Source organism: Bradyrhizobium sp. Rc2d, assembly GCF_900099855.1.
Classification (GTDB): domain Bacteria; phylum Pseudomonadota; class Alphaproteobacteria; order Rhizobiales; family Xanthobacteraceae; genus Bradyrhizobium.
This window is the reverse complement of the sequence record NZ_FNCU01000003.1, coordinates 258,658-275,677: the sequence shown is the minus strand read 5'-3', so window position 1 is coordinate 275,677 and position 17,020 is coordinate 258,658. Positions and strand designations below refer to the sequence as shown.

Here is a 17,020-nt window from a genome sequence, read left to right as displayed (position 1 = left end):
GTGGCTCTGTCCACGCGAACTGGGCCAAGCCATCCCAAACGCTGGAAAGCAGCCAGGAGAACGCTCGCGCCCTGAACCGCGAATTGTGGTCAGGCAGAAATGGCCAGCGTACATCGATCGGCAGACCTACGGCCGCCGCACGCGTCCCGCTATCGGTAAGACGACTTCGAGCGAAGAGCTTACCAAGCCAACGGCCATAGACCGAGTGTGACGAGACGCTGAAGGCCGATCCGTAACAACATTTCCCCGTCCGACTCGAGCAGACTCGACGTTGCGCAAGTCCTTTTCAAACAACTCTCGCCGAGCCGGCGCCATCAAGCCCCGGTCAGATCACCCTCATAGAAATATGGCAGCGAGCGTACCAAGCGCACCGAGCATCAGCCCAATCAGCGAACCCGCCGTCGGCACGTCTCGAAATAGCAGAAGCGTCAGAATCGGCTCCACTACCAGAATAGCTCCCACCGATATCGCGACAACGATCCAGATATTCTTCAGATGCATGTAGCCCAGTGCGTATCCGCAAACGAGGAGGATGCCACCGAAGGATACCAGGAGAAACATCGGCAACAGCATTGCCAGACCATCGCCGGCCTACCCGAATTGCCTTGAGGCAATCAACTCGGCGAATATCGAAAGCGCTTCTCCAAGGAAAATCGCTGCCACCGCTACACTCTTCAATATCAAGTTCATCGGCCTCTACGGCTCCGGCTATCCAAGGCAGCACGGAGACGGGGCATCGGAGTTACCGTGGCGGTTGCCTTTTCGGCCTGTCAGGCGCTTGCAAGCGGTCCGCACGCTATCGCTCCTCATGGGGCACTTCAAACGTCTTCCGGTTGATGACGAGATCCCGACATTCAGCAATTGTTTCGCGTCGATCAAACCATCTTCGCTGCTTGCAGAAGCGAAGATGGTTCAGGACGAGCCCATCCCGACCGCGTGCCGGCTGCCAGACCGGAGCGATCAGGCCCTAGGCTGCAATCTGCACGGGGAGAGCGGAATAGCCGTGCACGAAGTTGGACGCAATTCGCTCAGGTTCGCCGACAACCTTGACCTTCAGTCCCGCATCCAAAATCTCTTCCCAGAGGATTCTCAACTGCAGCTCCGCAAGATGTCGACCAAGACAACGATGGATGCCGAATCCGAACGAGAGATGCTGCCGCACATTCTTGCGGTCGATGACGAAACTGTTGGCGTTCTCAAAGATCTCTTCGTCCCGATTGCCGGAGATGTACCACATGACGACCTTGTCGCCCTTCCTGATCTGTTTCCCGCCTACGATGCTATCGGTCGCGGCGGTGCGGCGCATATGAGCGATCGGTGTCTGGTATCGAATAATCTCGGACACGGCGCTCGAGACCAGCTTGGGATTGTCGGTTAGTTTTCGCAGTTCGGAGGGGTACTGACTCATGAACAAGACGCCGCCGGTAATCGAGTTGCGCGTGGTGTCATTCCCCCCAACGATCAGCAGAATCAGATTTCCGAGAAACTCACTCGGCTTCATATGGCGTGTGGCGGGCGAGTGCGCCATCAAGGAAATCAGGTCGAGGCGCGGCTCGGCATTGATGCGCTCGTTCCAAAGTCGGGTGAAATAGTCCAGGCACTCGGACAAAATTGTGCTTCGCTTGTCCCAGCTGTCGATCGCGTGGCCTGCTTTTGGAGTTGTAACAGCTACGTCTGACCAATAGGTCAGGAGTCGCCGATCCTCGAATGGAAAGTCGAACAGCGTGGCGAGCATCTGCGTTGTCAACTCGATGGAGACCATATCCACCCAATTGAACGGATCATTGCGCGGCAAGCCGTCCAGAATTGTCCTAACCCGAGAGCGGATGAGGCTTTCGAGCTTCGTCAGGCTTTCCGGTGCAACGATCGGACTTACGGTATTGCGCTGCTCGGCGTGTTTCGGAGGCCCCATCTTGATGAAACTCGGGGTCCAGTGCTCGTCAGGCACGTCGACGATCGCGATACCCTGCTCCGACGAGAATACGTTGTGATTCGTATCTACCGATACGATATCCCGGTATTTCGTCAGGGACCAATATGGACCATGAGGGCTGTCTTGACAGTAATGAACGGGATCTTCCCTTCGCAACCGCTCGAAGCAACCCCAGATGCTGTCGTCTTGAAAGCGCTTGGCGTCGCTTACATCCAGATTGCTCAGCGGGATAATACACCCGTCGTCCGCTCTATGATCTTCCAATCGCCTTTTCATGATCGTCTCCGCAGACTTTGTTCTCGAGAGCTTACGGATCCAAGGCCGCGATTCACCGTTTCGAGCTCCCGTGGCGTCTGGCTGCGACGAGCCGCTCGAACAGACTATCTCAAGGTCCAGCTAGCCCGCCCCTACCACATCGAGCAGTAAGGATCGCATTGACTTTCCAAGTCGATCTACTCAGTGGATCGGTGCGAGCTATCGCCGCTGGTTGGACGATGGCTGTTCGCTGGAAGCAACGTCAAGCCGAATGCACAGTCATAGGATAGCCCCTGCGTCCAGGCACGGCCGGGGGCGGCTACTTTTGTCGAAATCACGACTTTGCATAATCGTCTGGCTAGGACTGTTCAGGCAGATCGATCCAGACATCCGGAGGACCATTCAGGAGTGTATCCTGATCTGGAACGTAGATACTATCGAAGACTCTGAGACCATGAGCCATTGCCGCTCCAACAATTATGAAAGGCAGCTTGACCTGCTCCAGGTCTTCGAAGCTATCAGCGCCAACTATCCGAACAAAATCGAGTTTAAACTGTCGGAACGCTATTTGAGATGTAGCCGACGCTACCAGATCCTTGACGCTCGACGCGCCGTGGGCGATCTCTTTCCTCGAATGGTTGAGTGCCGTGAAGAGACACGACAGCTCATCAAGCTCGGAGCGGCTAAATCGCCTCAAGCGCGACGAAATGGGCACTCCGTTCTTGTATCTCACGGTCGGCACAAACCTTATCTCGCAATCGAGAAGGAGGTCTGCGACGGCGCGCTTCACCAGGATCGCCTGACCGATATCTTTCAGGCCGAAGTAGCTGCGAGTTGGTCGCGCATAACAGATCCAGCGGACTGCCCCGGTAACGGCTTCCTTCAAGTACGCCTCAGGCCCATCTAAACGCAAATGATAGTCGCCTTGCGATACAAACGTTCGATAGCCGGGCGGGAACATTTCGGTGTCGTTCGAGGAAATCACGGCAGTTGCTCCCGCACGTAGGGCAAGTCCAATATCATCGTCCAAATTGAAATCGTAGCTCCCACCTGGTCTAAGCTGGGTCTTGTTCGGATAGACTGTGACAATCGCGACGTCATTCTCGATTGCTGCTCTTCTGATCAGTTCTGCATGCCCAAGATGCAGGGCGCCCAGAGTGTGTACCGTCCCAATAGTCTGACCTGTTCTCGCCACCTCCCGGATGAACGCTTTGCCTGCAGAAAGACACGCCAGATGCATTTTCTTACTCCAGTTTCTTTGACCGCCAAAAGAGTGCTCTGATCGGTCGGATCGCAGAAGGTCCGCCCTGCGTGTCGTATTGGCCGCGCACGCCAACGAGCCCAAAGAACTTTAACACCCGCTCACAGCTCGGACCGCCGCATCAACCTGTTCTAAGCTCACGGACACTGTAGTCCCTTCTATTTTGTGGTTTCCAAAGCAGTCAGGTTGACCCTTCTCGACCACGTCTGATCAACGATGAGAATTCAGCCAGATAGCTTGATGGCTCGGGCGGCTGATCACCCTTCAAAGCGGCCTGCAGTCCCGGACATCGGTCGGCAAAAAACGGTGGCTCGAATGTGGTTATCTTAGCGTCCGAAAAGTCGACCTTTACGAAGCTGGCCTGGAACGGCGATATCCCACTCAGGTTCGCGTCGCGCAAGGACGATTGGTTCATGCGAACGTATGCGACGCGCGTTGCCTCCAGGTTGCTGTTGGTCATTCCCGCGGCGAGATATGCCTGAACGAGATTGGATCCTTCGAGATTTGCGTGATCCAATGCCATTGATTGCGGGGGATCACCGGTGATCATCGACCTGTAGAGGTAAGCCTGGGACAAGTCTGCATGTTCAAGATCGCAGTCGCGCACAAAGGCACAGCGGCCGCGAAAGCCCGTCAATTTGGCGGCTCGCATTGTGCTCTCTATTATCGCAATGCTTTCGCCTGATGCCCGAGACAGGTCCGCTCCATCGAGCTGACAGGAATGAATAGAGGCACCGTTCAACACAGCACCGACGAGGTTCGCGTCGGACAAGCTTACGGACAGAAGCCGCGCCTCGGTCAAGTCTGCCTGCTCAAGCTCCGCACTTGAAAGATTTGACAGGTGAAGATCAGCGAATGGAGCGCTCAGGGCTCTCGCCGCAATGCGGCCGCTCACCTTTGATAGTCTCAGATAGGGAAGATGAGCGCCCTCCAGGACAAGACCGTCGACCGAGGTGGGACGCACGATCGATAAACAGTCGCCCTTTGACTGGAAGAACGAGCAATCCGCCAGATGCGTCTTCGTGATCGTGACTTGGCTCAGCTTGGCAAAGCGGAAGGAAGCAGAAGGAAGGAAGCATTCATTGATGGTCGAACCCTGTAATTCCGCACCATCAAATACAGCATCACTCGCGTCGCACTGGTAAACGAGAAGTCCGCTGAGCATCGCGTTGTCAAAGCGTGTCCTTTTCATGCTGCAACCGTGAAACAGACTGCCGGTTGCATCAATTACGTTGCGCAGACTGGCATCATCGAAGTTGCAGACCTGCGCTGCAATCGCATGCATATACGCAAAATCGAGTTTGGCCCCGAGGAAACTTGCCCTCTCTAGGCCCGGACAGATAAGATTCGCCCCAGAAAGGTCTGCCCGATCCAACTTTGCTCCGTAGAGCTGCGCACGATTGAGGGTACAGCGTCGCAACGGGAAATCTGACAGGTCATGACCGTTAAAGTTTTCGGAGGATAGCTGCAAGCCAATCCCAGTCCTTCTGATCGCCTCCTCGGTTCGCCTCCCGACAGCGGCCACCGCGCGCAGCCGATCGGCAGCTCGGCTCCAGTACCGAACAAAGTCGCCATCTGATGAAAGGTTGTTTTTCGGATCTGACCAGTACTCTGCCCCTTCATTCGCGGTGCACTGGCTATCAGCGCCGATCGTTTGCGACATGACGACGATTCCGTATTGCGCGGATTACGGGGGGCTTCTTATTGACCTCTTTTTGCTCGGCCTTGGAGGTACGCTATGCGACTTGTGGCGAACTCGTCGGCGAAATGGCGACACGATGCGTCGATGAGGCGCCTAATGTGTCGGTGACCTCCGCAGCCGGCACGCTTCAGCACGTCAGCCGAATTCTCGTCATGTGCCCCCCACTGCCGCTCGCTACGATTGTTCACCGCGCCCGGCAACGCTGACAACGCAACGGTCGTTTGACAGTGCCGATATGTCCAAAAATTGCGGTTTGTCTCGCCAGCTCTTATAGGCAAATCCACATCACTCTCCATCAAACCGAATGCGAAATATTCAAGGTCTTGCTTCTTTCTCAGAATGGACCCACGGCTTGCGGGCGGAAAAGTGATCGTTCATCCAGGGCTGCACTCAGCCCTTACGCGGCGTTGCCTCATTTTCGATAGCAACGACCGTGCCAGCCGCGCATCAGTCGCAAGTAAGGAGCTGAATATGCTTCACGAAATCGAAATTGACGCCGAATGTTTTGAACCTGACAAACAGGGTCTCGTTGTCGGGGACTGCACCATGATCGCAAGGCTATCGTGAAAGCGAAAATTCCGAGCTCGTTTGCAGGAGAGCAAGAGCCAGTCCTTGCGGGCACGCAATCGATGACTTGCAATTGGACACGTGCGGATCGCCGACCTCACGGTTGGCGAGTGTTCAAACTCCGCTAGCCCTGCTCCGCGCGCCGACCGGTGCACCTAGTGGGAACCGGTGCCACAGACTGTCCTGGTCGAGCCATGAACGAGCGCGCAATCGTGACCAAATCGGCGCGCAAAGGCGAATACCCCGGCGATCGGAGATAGACAATTTTATGATGAAGGAAGTCGAATTCGAAGGCATTCATGCGATGCCTTCTTCGAGGATCGTAGCTGAATGACCTATCTGTTCGTCGCGCACAAGACGCGGCATGGCGGCGATAAGGCTCTTGGTATATTCAGACTGTGGATTACGAAATATCTCTTCAGTGGCGCCACTATCGACGATTCTCCCCCGGCGCATAACTATGACGCGATCGCTGATATGACGAACAACACTGAGATCATGCGAGATGAAGAGATAACTTACGCCGAGGTGGTCCTTCAGATAGCTGAGCAGGTCCAAGACTTGGGCCTGGATCGAGACGTCGAGCGCCGAAACCGGTTCATCGCAGACGATTACGGCAGGATCTGGTGCGATCGCGCGGGCGATAGCAACGCGCTGGCGCTGACCGCCCGAGAGCTCGAGCGGTCGTCGGTCCAGCAAGGCCTGGGATAGTCCGACCATATCGAGCAGCTCGATAACGCGCTCCTGCCGCTTGCGCCGTGTCTCAACCTCGCTCGAAAGGCTGTCGGATATGATGCGTCCGACCGTCCAACGTGGATCAAACGAGCCAAGAGGATCCTGGTAAATGATCGATATCGACCGCCGCCGAGCTCGGCGTTCGCGTTCGGCGAGCGTGGTCCAAGGCCGGCCTGCAAACTGAACCGCTCCCTCGTCAGGCTCGTCGAGCGCCAGGACCATGCGCGCCATCGTTGACTTTCCTGATCCGGACTCACCCACGATGCCCAAAGTCTCGCCGGATCGCAGTTCGAAGGAGACGCCGTCCACAGCCGCCCGTAAAGTGCCATCCGGGCCCTTGAAGCGCTTCACCAGACTTGTCGCTTCGAGCAGGATGGGACGAGATTTCGGCAGCGATTGCACGGGTGGCTGCGTTTGCCGGTGAGGCGAACGCACAATAGTCGATGGTGAGAGGCACGAGCCGCGCGGCCGGCCTGATGGCACGGCGTCCAGCAGCTGACGAGTATAGGGGTGTCGCGGATCTTTGAATATCTGGGCGGCGGTGCCGCGTTCGACGACCTCGCCTCCTCGCATGACGAGGATTTCATCCGCCACGCGGGAGACCACTGCCAGATCGTGACTGATCAGGATCAGAGCCTTGCCCCTCGTTTTGGTCTCCTCGAGCAGTGCCAGCACATGAGCTTGCGCCGTCACGTCGAGAGCGGTCGTCGGCTCGTCGGCAATAAGGATGCGTGGATCGAGCGCAAGTGCTGCAGCGATGAGAGCCCGTTGACGCTGGCCGCCGGATAATTGATGCGGCAGCTGCTCGGCCTTGATCTCGGGCTCAGGGACGCCGACGAGCTTAAGGAGAGCAATGACGCGCTGTGCGAGCTCCTCGCGTGATGACACCGCACCATGGAGGAGCAAGCCTTCACCAATCTCTTTGCCGATCCGGCGAAGCGGGTCAAGCGAGACGAGTGCATCCTGTAATACAAAGCCAATCTCGTTGCCGCGGATGCGCCGCCAGGCACGATCGTTAAGGCCGATCAGGTCCGTCCCGTCGAAGCTCAGCTGGCGTGCATGGACATCGGCGTGGCGACCAGCGAGGCCTATGAGAGCCCGCGCAGTCACGCTCTTGCCTGAGCCGGATTCACCGACGATCGCAAGGCACCGTCCCGGTCGGAGGGAGAAGGACATGCTGCGCACAACCGCTTTCTCGGCGATGTCGCGCCCGAACGAAACACGCAGCGAATCGACCGTGAGGAGGTCTGCCTGCTGCGAGACAGGCTTGGGACGAACCTGCAACATTCACCTTTTTCCTTCCAGACGGTCCTGTAGATGGCGCCCGACGATGGTGACGCTGAGGGCAAACGCCGACACTGCCAGACCGGGTATGATCTCCAGCCACCAGGCGTAGATCACATAATTGCGCCCGGCATTGAGCAGCGCGCCCCATTCAGGGGCCGGGGGAGCGACGCCAAGACCTAGAAAGGCAAGACCGGAGGCCCAGATAATCGCCTGACCCACGCCGATCGTCATCATTGCTGTCAGCGGGTTCATGGCGTTGGGAAGAATATGCCTCCAGACGATACGGGGAAATGGATGGCCCAGCACCTTGGCGGCCTCCACATATCCTGTCCCTTTGATGGAAAGCATCTGGCCCCTGATCATGCGCGCATAGCCTGGCGCTGTGCCGATTCCGACAGCTATGACTTCAGTCAATACCGACGGCCCAAAAACGGTCACGAATACAAGGGCGAGCAAGAGCGTGGGAATTGCGAAGAGCACGTCGACAATCCGGCTGAGGATGCTGTCGAATACGCCACCAGAAAGTGCGGCGGCGGCGCCGAAAACGATCGCAATGGACATGCTCAGCGCCGTCGCGCCAAGTCCGATGGCCAGGGATTGGCCTGCTCCCTCGACTACTCGAGAGTAAAGATCTCGACCCAATTGATCAGTTCCCAACCAATGCTCGATCGACGGAGACTGCAATGACGATCTCAAATCAATAGCGAGCGGATCGTGCGTCTGCAGCACCTTTGGCGCCATAGCCGCGAGGGCAAAGAGGCCAATGATGATGAGACAGACGGCAACTCGGAAGGGAACATGGCGGAGGATTGCCAGGACTTCTTTGAGCGGCCGAGACACGGTGACTTCGGCGAACATGCTCATGTCAACTTGATCCTCGGATCGACCACCCGGTAAGTCAGATCGACAATCACACTGGCAACAACGAATAGGCCCGCAGAGATCAAAACAGCTCCCGAGACAATCGGAACGTCTCGCGAGGACGTTGCAGCGACAAGGACTCCACCTAGGCCTTGACGGGCGAAAACCACCTCGATCAAAATCGCGCCCGAAAGAAGTTTGCCGAGCGCCCAACCTGATAAAGTAATGCCGGGCAATGCGGCGTGGCGGAGGACATGGCGAAGCCTGACGCCGAAATCGCTCATACCGCGGGCGCGCGCGGACGTAACGAACGGCTGCTCAAGCACGCGCGTGAACTCGTTCTGAACGACTTGTCCGAAAAAGCCCGACAGTTCAAGAGCCAACGCAAGTGTCGGCAGAACGAGCCCGATCGGCGAATTTCCACCGATGACCGAAAAAATGCGCAGCTTTACCGCAAAGACAACCAGCAGAATTGTGGCTAGCCAGTAAGGCGGCACGGTTGCCAAAAAGACTTGCGTGTCATTGAGCAGCTTCGACCATATGTTGTCTCTGCCGGCGATGAACAAGGTTGTCAGGATTGCGATGATCCATGCGATCAGCAGCGCGGCGATCGCCAGAATAATCGTGGGACCAATCTGTTCCGCGATGATCCCTGCGACGGGCCGATGCTGCTGGTACGATTCGCCGAGGTCTCCATGCAGGATTCGCAATATGTACTTGCCGTATTGAAGCGCGAGCGGTTGATCAAAGCCGTATTTCGCATTGATCGCTGCAAGCTCTGCCGACGACGCCGGCCCGACGTTGCCACTCGTCACATTGATGATGATCTGGGCGCGATCGCCAGGCAGCACACACTGAATTACGAACGCAAGCGTTGCGGCAGCCCACACCACGACCACGCCGGACAATATCCGGCGCGCGAACCAAACAATGGGATGATTGGCTACTGTCTTCACGGCGTCATTTCTTGTCGTCAAAATGAGCGTCATAGAAGACAGGTTCGCCAACTGACCCGCGGTCCAACCAAACGTCTTTCAGGTTCGGCTTGGTCGCCAACGTTACGTCCAGCACCGTGAGGCCAATCACAGCAGCGTCATCCACGATCTTCCGTTCCGCCTGCTGATAGAGGGCGGTACGTTCAACGCTATTGAAATCCTGCTCCGCTTTTTGAATGACGTCCCAAAGCGTCAGATCCTGGTAGCGTGAGGGATTGAAGCGATTGGACTCACCATTCTGATCGGGCTTCCACGAGATCCGGAATATCTCAGCGCCGGGGGCAACCCAATAGAGGAGAACGACCTCATAATCGTCGGGTCCGAGGTTTTTTCCGGCGAAGAAATCAGCCGGATTGGTGGGTTGAAGACGTACGTCAAAACCGGCCGCCCTTGCCTGCTGCTGGATAGCTTGCAAGGCTTGCTCGCCATCTGGCTTCAGAAAAGCGTTCGAATAGGAGATGCGCACGATGAGCGGATTGCCGTTCTTGACACGAACGCCGTTGGGATTACGCTCAGTCCAACCCGCCTGATCAAGCAGCTGATTGGCTTTCCGAATATCGTACGCATAGGAGTGCCCGAGCTCACGCAGGTATTCCGGCGAGCTCTGACTTAGAGCACCGTTGCCTTCAAATGGCAAAGAGCCAAGGAAGGATGTGTCGACCGCGGCCTTTCGGTCAGTAGAATAGGCAAAGGCCTTGCGGACGAGCACGTCGTCAAATGGGGGCCGGGCCGTATACAACGCCAGGCGCAGAGGGGTGCCGCCGGTAAGGTGCCGCAATACTGGGAAGCGGGAATTGGCGTCCTTCCATGCGATAGCCGGGATATCGTATATGGCATCGGTCTCTCCCGTGATCAGCGAGCCGTATCGGACAGTCTGATCCGGCAAAAACTTCCAGCTGATCCCGTCAACGTAAGCCGGTCCTTGATGTTTCGCGGTGGCCGGCGCCGAATTATAGTCGGGATTGCGGCGGAAGGTGACTTCCCGCCCATGGCGCCACTTGTCGACAATGAACGGACCTGAGCCGACAGGGTTCTCGCAATTCACCGCAAGTCCACGTTTGAGCGCGGATGGCGAGAGAATGCCTTGTGAGGATTGGGCGAACACGTTCAGCAAGGGTTGGAACGGCACCTTCAAGGTTACCTGCAGCCTCAGAGGAGCGATTGCCCTTGCCGATTCGAAGCTATCGCTAAGATAAGGAGCGGCAGTCGGATTACGAAGATCGGGGTCGTTGCTGAGCCATCCGTTGATATTGTCAGCGATGGCCTGCGCATCGAGAGCAGTCCCATCCGTGAACTTCACATTCGGCTTTATCTCGAATGTGTATACCTTTTTGTCGTCCGAGATTGTCCATGACTCGGCCAGCCATGGCACAATCTTGCCATTCTCGCTGCGGGCAACCAGATTATCGCTGTACTGGCGTTGCACATACCATTGCTGCACCCATCCTCCGAACAGGCACGCCGGCTCTTGAAAATGCCCGTAACGAATAACGCCTCCTCGCTTGACGTTGCCGGCCGACGCCTCTTGGGCATGGCCGCTGGGCGCGAACTGTGACAGGCTTTGGAGCACGAACAGGCTAGCCACCACTTTTCTTCCGCGATGGTTCGACTGGCGGGTGAAACGCCTCGATGATTGCGAATTCGATACAGACATGTCCAAGCTCCAGGGCAATGCACGAGAGAATGCAGCGTCAGACCGCTGACGTACTCGCCGTGCTTGCCGGTTCGATGTGGAGGGGAATCCCCAAATGCTCGCGCAATGTCTCTCCCCGATATTCTGTGCGAAACAGACCGCGCTTCTGGAGGAGGGGCACGACATGATCGACAAAGGCCGCAGTGCCGTCGGCCAGCACGTCCGGAATGATGTTGAAACCATCGACCGCGCCAGCGCGGAACCAGGCCTCAATCGAATCAGCGATCTGCTCGGGCGCGCCGACGAGCAAGCGGTGGCCAAAAGCTTGAACGCTGCTGATGATCTCGCGAACCGTCCGGCCTTGACGCGCCAGAGTTTCGATCGTGCGATGGTGACCGACAGAAAACGGAACGTTATCTGCATCGGGCAAAATTTCTTCGGGGATGGGCCTTTCTAGGCTGAGCTTCTCGACCGCCACGCCCATGCTTCGTGCAAGAGCGGCGATGGCGCGCTCCAGATCGAGCAACTCGTCAAGTTGCTCTTTGCGACGAGCCGCCTCTGCTTCGGTTCCGCCGATGCAGGTGACGAGACCTGGGAGGATGAGCGGAGCCGCAGGGCGGCCGAATTGACGAGAGAGAGCACGTAGGCGCTCGGCCTCCTGCAGCGCCGTTGTCAAGTCCCCGGCTGCCGCAAACACGACATCTGCACTGCGGGCACCAAGCCGTAATCCGGGATCCGAACCGCCCGCTTGAACGATGACTGGATGACCTTGAGGCGAAGCGGGATGTGTAAGTGGGCCTCGGATACCAAAACTATTCGTATCAGGGTCGAGCAGCCGGAATTGACTCTGATCTGCGTAAACTCCCGCAGCCTGGTCGGCGATGATCATCTCCCCACTCCAGCTCAGCCAGAGAGCACGGACGGTTTCAACGAAGTCCTCGGCGCGTTTGTAGCGCTCTGCGCGTCCGAGCTGATGACCGCCAAAGTTCGCTACCGTCGCCGGGCTCGACGTCGTGACTGCGTTCCAGGCGACGCGGCCACCGCTTATGACATCGAGCGATTGGAAACGCCGGGCCAGATTGTATGGCTCATTGTAGGTTGTCGACGCGGTGGCGATCAGTCCGATCCGCTCCGTCTCGCGGGCGATCACAGTGAGAGCCAGTGTAGGCTCGAGCCCATTAAGCGGCGGCTGGCGCGTGATGTCGGAATTTATCGCAGGGGTATCGGCGAGGAATACGGCATCCAGCAGGCCGTGCTCCGCAAGCTTCGCAGCCCGGACGTAGTGCTCGATATCAAAAAACGCGCTTGGATTCGTACCCGGCCAGCGCCACGCGGCGGAGTGACCGCCAGCGCCATGAAGATTTAAGCCGATATGGAGCATAGGGTTGACCGAAGACATCACACCCCCGAATGCAGCGGCCTCTTAGCCGCTCGATACGTCGTGACAATCCGACCTTCGCCAGCGGTCTCGGCGACCACCCTGCCCTTTCTCGAAGGTCCGCCCTGAATGCCCGCGAACAGCCATGTCGAGGGGGCTAACAACAAGCCACTCATTGGTGTGAGAGGGATATCACCAAAGACGCCCTGGCTATCTCTTGGCACTTTCTCGCAGAGGTCGAGACGCAGAAGACCTTCGACCACGACGCATGCCCAATGGCGCCCAGGTGCGTCTAACTCGAATCCAACGCTGAGCTGTTTCAAAACGGGTGCGTTCATATTGGCTCTGCACAGCTCATCAAGATGCCCCGCCACTTTCTCTGGAAGGCGTTTTGGACGCCTCTTCGCGATCAGAAACGTCTTCACTCCGCCGCCGACGCGAGCGCGCGTCACGAAAGGATGTGTAGAGGTTGAAAGCAGCCAAACGCAATAGTTGAGTATTCCAATCTACTCTCCTCAATTGGCATCCTCTTCTCTCGCGATGTCTCTATCCTCTTCGTTCAAGAGGCTGGAGATCAGGCTCACGGATGACAACCGATGCCTACGATCGCACCGGCTTCAATTTGCAGGACGGGCTAGAAAACCGAGCGACATTGATGCGTTGGAGAACACATCAGACATTCGGCGCGACAACGTTGGTCAGCAACTTAGCTGCCGACTTTGGCGAATAAACGCAGCCGGCAAGCTTGCGCTCGGAAACTATCTATAATGCGATGAAACACTCGAAATTCGCGATGCTCGTTGTAAGACAAAGCCTGGCTGATTGGAAAGGGCTCGGCCAGCATTTGCCGGGCGACTATGTAGGTCGCAGAACGGAGCAGTTGTCCGGATCTCTGCGTGCACGTCAAGAAGTGCCAGCTTCGAGGAGGTGGTGACGAGACTTCATAGTCACGAACGGAAGCGGTAGTGATATTAGCCGGGGACCGCGGCGCCAGTGATACACCGATGAAACGCGAAAGCGTGACCTGCCTCGCAATACGGTCAGTGGATTGGTCTGCGCCTGCAAACGAGCACCGCTGGGCACGACGCATTTAGCCGTGGGCACCCCAATGTCCGCGATTGTGCCCCCCACCCGCCTGAAACGGATTGCTGATGCGGTCCCAGGATCGAATGCTTGGCGCAAGCCGAACCCCGCCTCTTCAACAGAGCAACTTGGCAAGAGCCATCGAGCCCGGCATCTGGCGCGTGTCGAGACGTAACGAGAATGCTTGTGGCGGCCATGGCGCCAACCGGCGATCAACGTGTAGAAAGGCGAGCCGACAGGACAGACTGCCCCGTTCGGTAGCGGATTGTCGAACTCGGCGCATTGTTGGCGATGAGATACGAGCTTCGTCTAGAGCATTTTGGCAAATGGCCGATGCTGGATTTGCAATCCTCTGAGTAGCAAGGCAATCCGCGGCGCACCGAATGCTGCGCTCCCTCTCTAGCAATTACCTGCTCCGGCATCTGAAAGGAGCAGACAGAATGACGGCATACTCAATGGTGTTACAAGACTTACGCGCAGACAATCCTGGGCGGCCGGATATTGGAGATAACCACGACTGCAGGATGCATTGTCCGATGCTCTTATGCCCTCTAGGACAAATTCGCCGATCGAAGGATGCAGCACGCTCGAAGAAGGCACTAGCCCCGACCTAGTTCGTTGTCACGTCAGGTTTTGGAAAGCTAATGTTCGTAGCGATGGAACTAGAGAGCGATGTCAACGGACGGGATCATGGACCGACTCACCAATATCAACCCAGCCGATAAAAATTTCGCTGCATCCGATGCCACCGTGCAACAGCCGCAACAGCCGCAAGCGGAATTTGAGCAGCATCTGGGAGAGGCGCGACAGGTCGGCCCGATATATCCCCATAGGGACCTCTATGATGTCACTGAGGAAGACGATCGCCTCATCCAAGCAGCGTCCGGCGCCGCCCTCGAGCGCGGGCCACCGCCGGGTCCTACCAGCGTCAGTATATATGATCGTCGACTTCGCAAATTGGCCGAAGCGCTGAAGCAGTCGGGCAAATCAATGGCTGACCTCGATAACGACACGTTGCTGGGTTATGCCAAGAAGCTGCTGCCAAACGACAAAATCATCGCCCCAGCATTGCTAATGGTCGAAACATACCGCGAGCCCAATGCGGCCCCTCGGCCCGCCCCCACACACTACCGCCCTTCCAAGGAAGATGACCGCCTGATCAGGGAGGCGGCGGGCGCAGGGTTTGGTCGAGAAATGGACGCGAAAACCATCGGAAATTATTCGAGCTCTCTTCGGAAGCTCGCGGCAGCGCTCCGACCGTTGTCCATTGCCAAGCTCAGTGATGATGCACTGCTCGGCCATGCCAACACTTTGTTTCCGAATGACAAGAAAGTCATCTTCGCCCTGAATAGGCTACGTGAATATCGTAAGATCATCGGACACATCACTTCTCTTGAAGAAGGAGACAACTCACGCGATCCAATAATTCAGCCGGCCGCCGGTTCGCTGGCACGGGTTTTCGATGAGCAGCCATTGTACGCCGCTGCGGACCGGGATTGGGCATTGCCGGCTGGCGGTTTCGATGCTCCGCAGTGGCAAGGGGGGGTGTTAGCCGCTCATTCTCCGACACAAAGTGTGGCCCAGGATGTGCTTTTCGACGCGGCGGAGGGCAACCTTCCAGCTCACAACTTCGAAGCTCCAGTTCTTTGGCAGGGAATGCGTTCATCCGCTCTCTCGCCCGTCCAAAGTTTCGCTCAAGAAGAGCTTTTCGATGCCGCGGATGGCGAGGGCCTGCCGCCAGTCACAACCTTCGGTGCACCGGCGCTTTGGACGGCGGCGAGTTCAAGCGCGCACTCGCCGATGCCACGTCTCACCCAGGAAGAGCTCTTCGATGCCGCTGACCGGGAAGGTCCGCGGCCGGCCATGACCTTCGATGCACCGGTGCTGGGGCAGCCAATGAGTTCAGCAGTTCGCTTACCTGTACAAAGTGTAGTGCAGGAAGACTCTTTGAATGCTGCGGGACCGGACGATTGCGTGCCTGCTGACCGTTTTGATGCCCAGGAGTTTTGGTGGTCCATGTGGTCAGCCTCCCCCCCGCCCATTCCAAGTGTCGGTCGGGAAGAGCTTTTCGATGCCGCAATTTGGCATCCCAGCCCTCAGCCGCAGAATCCCGCGCCACTTGAAAATTCTCGACGGATGACGAGCGAAGCCGGTGCGGCCCCGGCCGTGCTTGAGCAGGCCCCTCCCACTGCCACCGATAGCTTCGATGCTTCTTTGACAGTTCCCGAGGACTTCTCCCACGGCACCCAGCCCGCGCCGGACATGATGCGTTCCAAACTGGGCCGCTGGGGTCTGTTGCCGGATGCAGCACAGCGGGTGAAGAGCTACGACATTCGCGGCGAACGCTATACGGCCGTGTTAGGCCCGGAAGGACCGAATGACATTCAGCTTATCCACCTTCGCTCTCCCGCTGTGGGCGATACATTTGACGTGTCGTTCGCAGTTCCCACGGAGTTTTCCCATCGTACCCAGGCGGCTCCTGACATGCTGCTTTCGACCCTGGGTAAGTGGGACTTCTTGCCTGATGCGGAACAGCGGATCATGAACTACGAGATTGGCGGTGAACGCTACACGGCCGTGTTGGGACCGGAAGGACCTAATGACGTCCAGCTCATTTATCACCCTCGCCTCACTTTGCCAGGTGACGCTCCACCTATGAGGCCAGCGGCTGCTTCAGCTATCCCCGGCACTCTTGCACCAGGATTTGATCCGCCCGCGTCATTCGGATTGCGCGAGAGCGCTCATATGGGGCTGGCGCAGAACCCTTCGTTGCCGTCTGCGCCAATAGCTGCGGGTCATCAGCAACCCCCGCAGCTGCCTGAACTCGGAGAGCTGTTCGGCGACGACTGGAGACACGGCCCACAAGAGGCATCGCCTATCGTGATCGACATGCTTCAAAATCTTAATCTCCTGCCGAACGAGCATGTCCCGATGACCGGTTTCCTGATCTACGGCCAGTTGTACACGGCCGAAAGCCTACCCGGAGGCCGCGTTCTTCTGTTCCATCGGCCACAATTTGGCTAACCTCGGGCACGCCGTGATAAAGCTCCGCAAGCGAACACGAGGCATGCCGGATGTTTCGTTCTCCTGAACCAGCGGAGCGACGGCCGGGCTCCGAATACAACGCCAGGACGGCCTCTCGAGCGTGATCTCAACAGCAATGCGCGCTGATCATCTCCTTTGCAGCAGCTCGCCAGCCCCCGCTTCAGGCGACGAAGCCGGTGCGCGTGCTCACATGCAGCTTGGGCGAGCATCGCGCCGCATCATATGAGCATAGCTGCGCCGAGCGATCTTGTTGAGTATCGACGGCTCCTCGTCAGCACCTTGAGG

At 57.5% G+C, this 17,020-nt stretch carries 10 protein-coding genes; 1 reads left to right on the top strand and 9 read right to left on the bottom strand.

The features are described 5' to 3' along the window. Positions 1 to 336: 336 nt before the first annotated feature. The 9 genes from BLV07_RS07415 to BLV07_RS07375 all read right to left on the bottom strand — a co-directional run bounded on the left by BLV07_RS07415 (position 337) and on the right by BLV07_RS07375 (position 12,628). Complete coding sequence (locus tag BLV07_RS07415; protein ID WP_244551001.1) at positions 337 to 573, bottom strand: hypothetical protein; 237 nt, start codon at positions 571 to 573, stop codon at positions 337 to 339. A 394-nt stretch (positions 574 to 967) separates the two neighbouring features. Further along, the gene (locus BLV07_RS07410) at positions 968 to 2,209 is read right to left on the bottom strand and encodes a cytochrome P450 (RefSeq protein WP_091881855.1); all 1,242 of its coding nucleotides are present in this window, start codon (positions 2,207 to 2,209) and stop codon (positions 968 to 970) included. Positions 2,210 to 2,546: 337 nt separating this feature from the next. Next, positions 2,547 to 3,428 (bottom strand): pantoate--beta-alanine ligase, encoded by an 882-nt coding sequence (locus BLV07_RS07405; protein WP_091881852.1) that lies wholly within the window; start codon positions 3,426 to 3,428, stop codon positions 2,547 to 2,549. A gap of 202 nt (positions 3,429 to 3,630) precedes the next feature. Continuing rightward, on the bottom strand, positions 3,631 to 5,112 hold the full coding sequence (locus BLV07_RS07400) for a pentapeptide repeat-containing protein (RefSeq protein ID WP_091881849.1): 1,482 nt from the start codon (positions 5,110 to 5,112) through the stop codon (positions 3,631 to 3,633). Positions 5,113 to 6,015: 903 nt separating this feature from the next. Beyond that, on the bottom strand, positions 6,016 to 7,740 hold the full coding sequence (locus tag BLV07_RS07395; RefSeq protein ID WP_091881846.1) for a dipeptide ABC transporter ATP-binding protein: 1,725 nt from the start codon (positions 7,738 to 7,740) through the stop codon (positions 6,016 to 6,018). Beyond that, complete coding sequence (locus BLV07_RS07390) at positions 7,741 to 8,604, bottom strand: ABC transporter permease (protein ID WP_091881843.1); 864 nt, start codon at positions 8,602 to 8,604, stop codon at positions 7,741 to 7,743. Beyond that, positions 8,601 to 9,557, bottom strand: a complete 957-nt coding sequence (locus BLV07_RS07385; RefSeq protein WP_244551000.1) for an ABC transporter permease — start codon at positions 9,555 to 9,557, stop codon at positions 8,601 to 8,603. The genes BLV07_RS07390 and BLV07_RS07385 overlap by 4 nt, the downstream gene beginning before the upstream one ends. Positions 9,558 to 9,561: 4 nt before the next feature. Beyond that, positions 9,562 to 11,250, bottom strand: a complete 1,689-nt coding sequence (locus tag BLV07_RS07380) for an ABC transporter substrate-binding protein (RefSeq protein WP_244550999.1) — start codon at positions 11,248 to 11,250, stop codon at positions 9,562 to 9,564. A gap of 37 nt (positions 11,251 to 11,287) precedes the next feature. Then, on the bottom strand, positions 11,288 to 12,628 hold the full coding sequence (locus BLV07_RS07375) for an NtaA/DmoA family FMN-dependent monooxygenase (RefSeq protein WP_091881833.1): 1,341 nt from the start codon (positions 12,626 to 12,628) through the stop codon (positions 11,288 to 11,290). Positions 12,629 to 14,380: 1,752 nt separating this feature from the next. On the opposite strand from BLV07_RS07375, the gene BLV07_RS07365 reads away from it, so the two are divergent. Next, on the top strand, positions 14,381 to 16,714 hold the full coding sequence (locus BLV07_RS07365; RefSeq protein ID WP_091882134.1) for a hypothetical protein: 2,334 nt from the start codon (positions 14,381 to 14,383) through the stop codon (positions 16,712 to 16,714). Positions 16,715 to 17,020 lie beyond the last annotated feature (306 nt).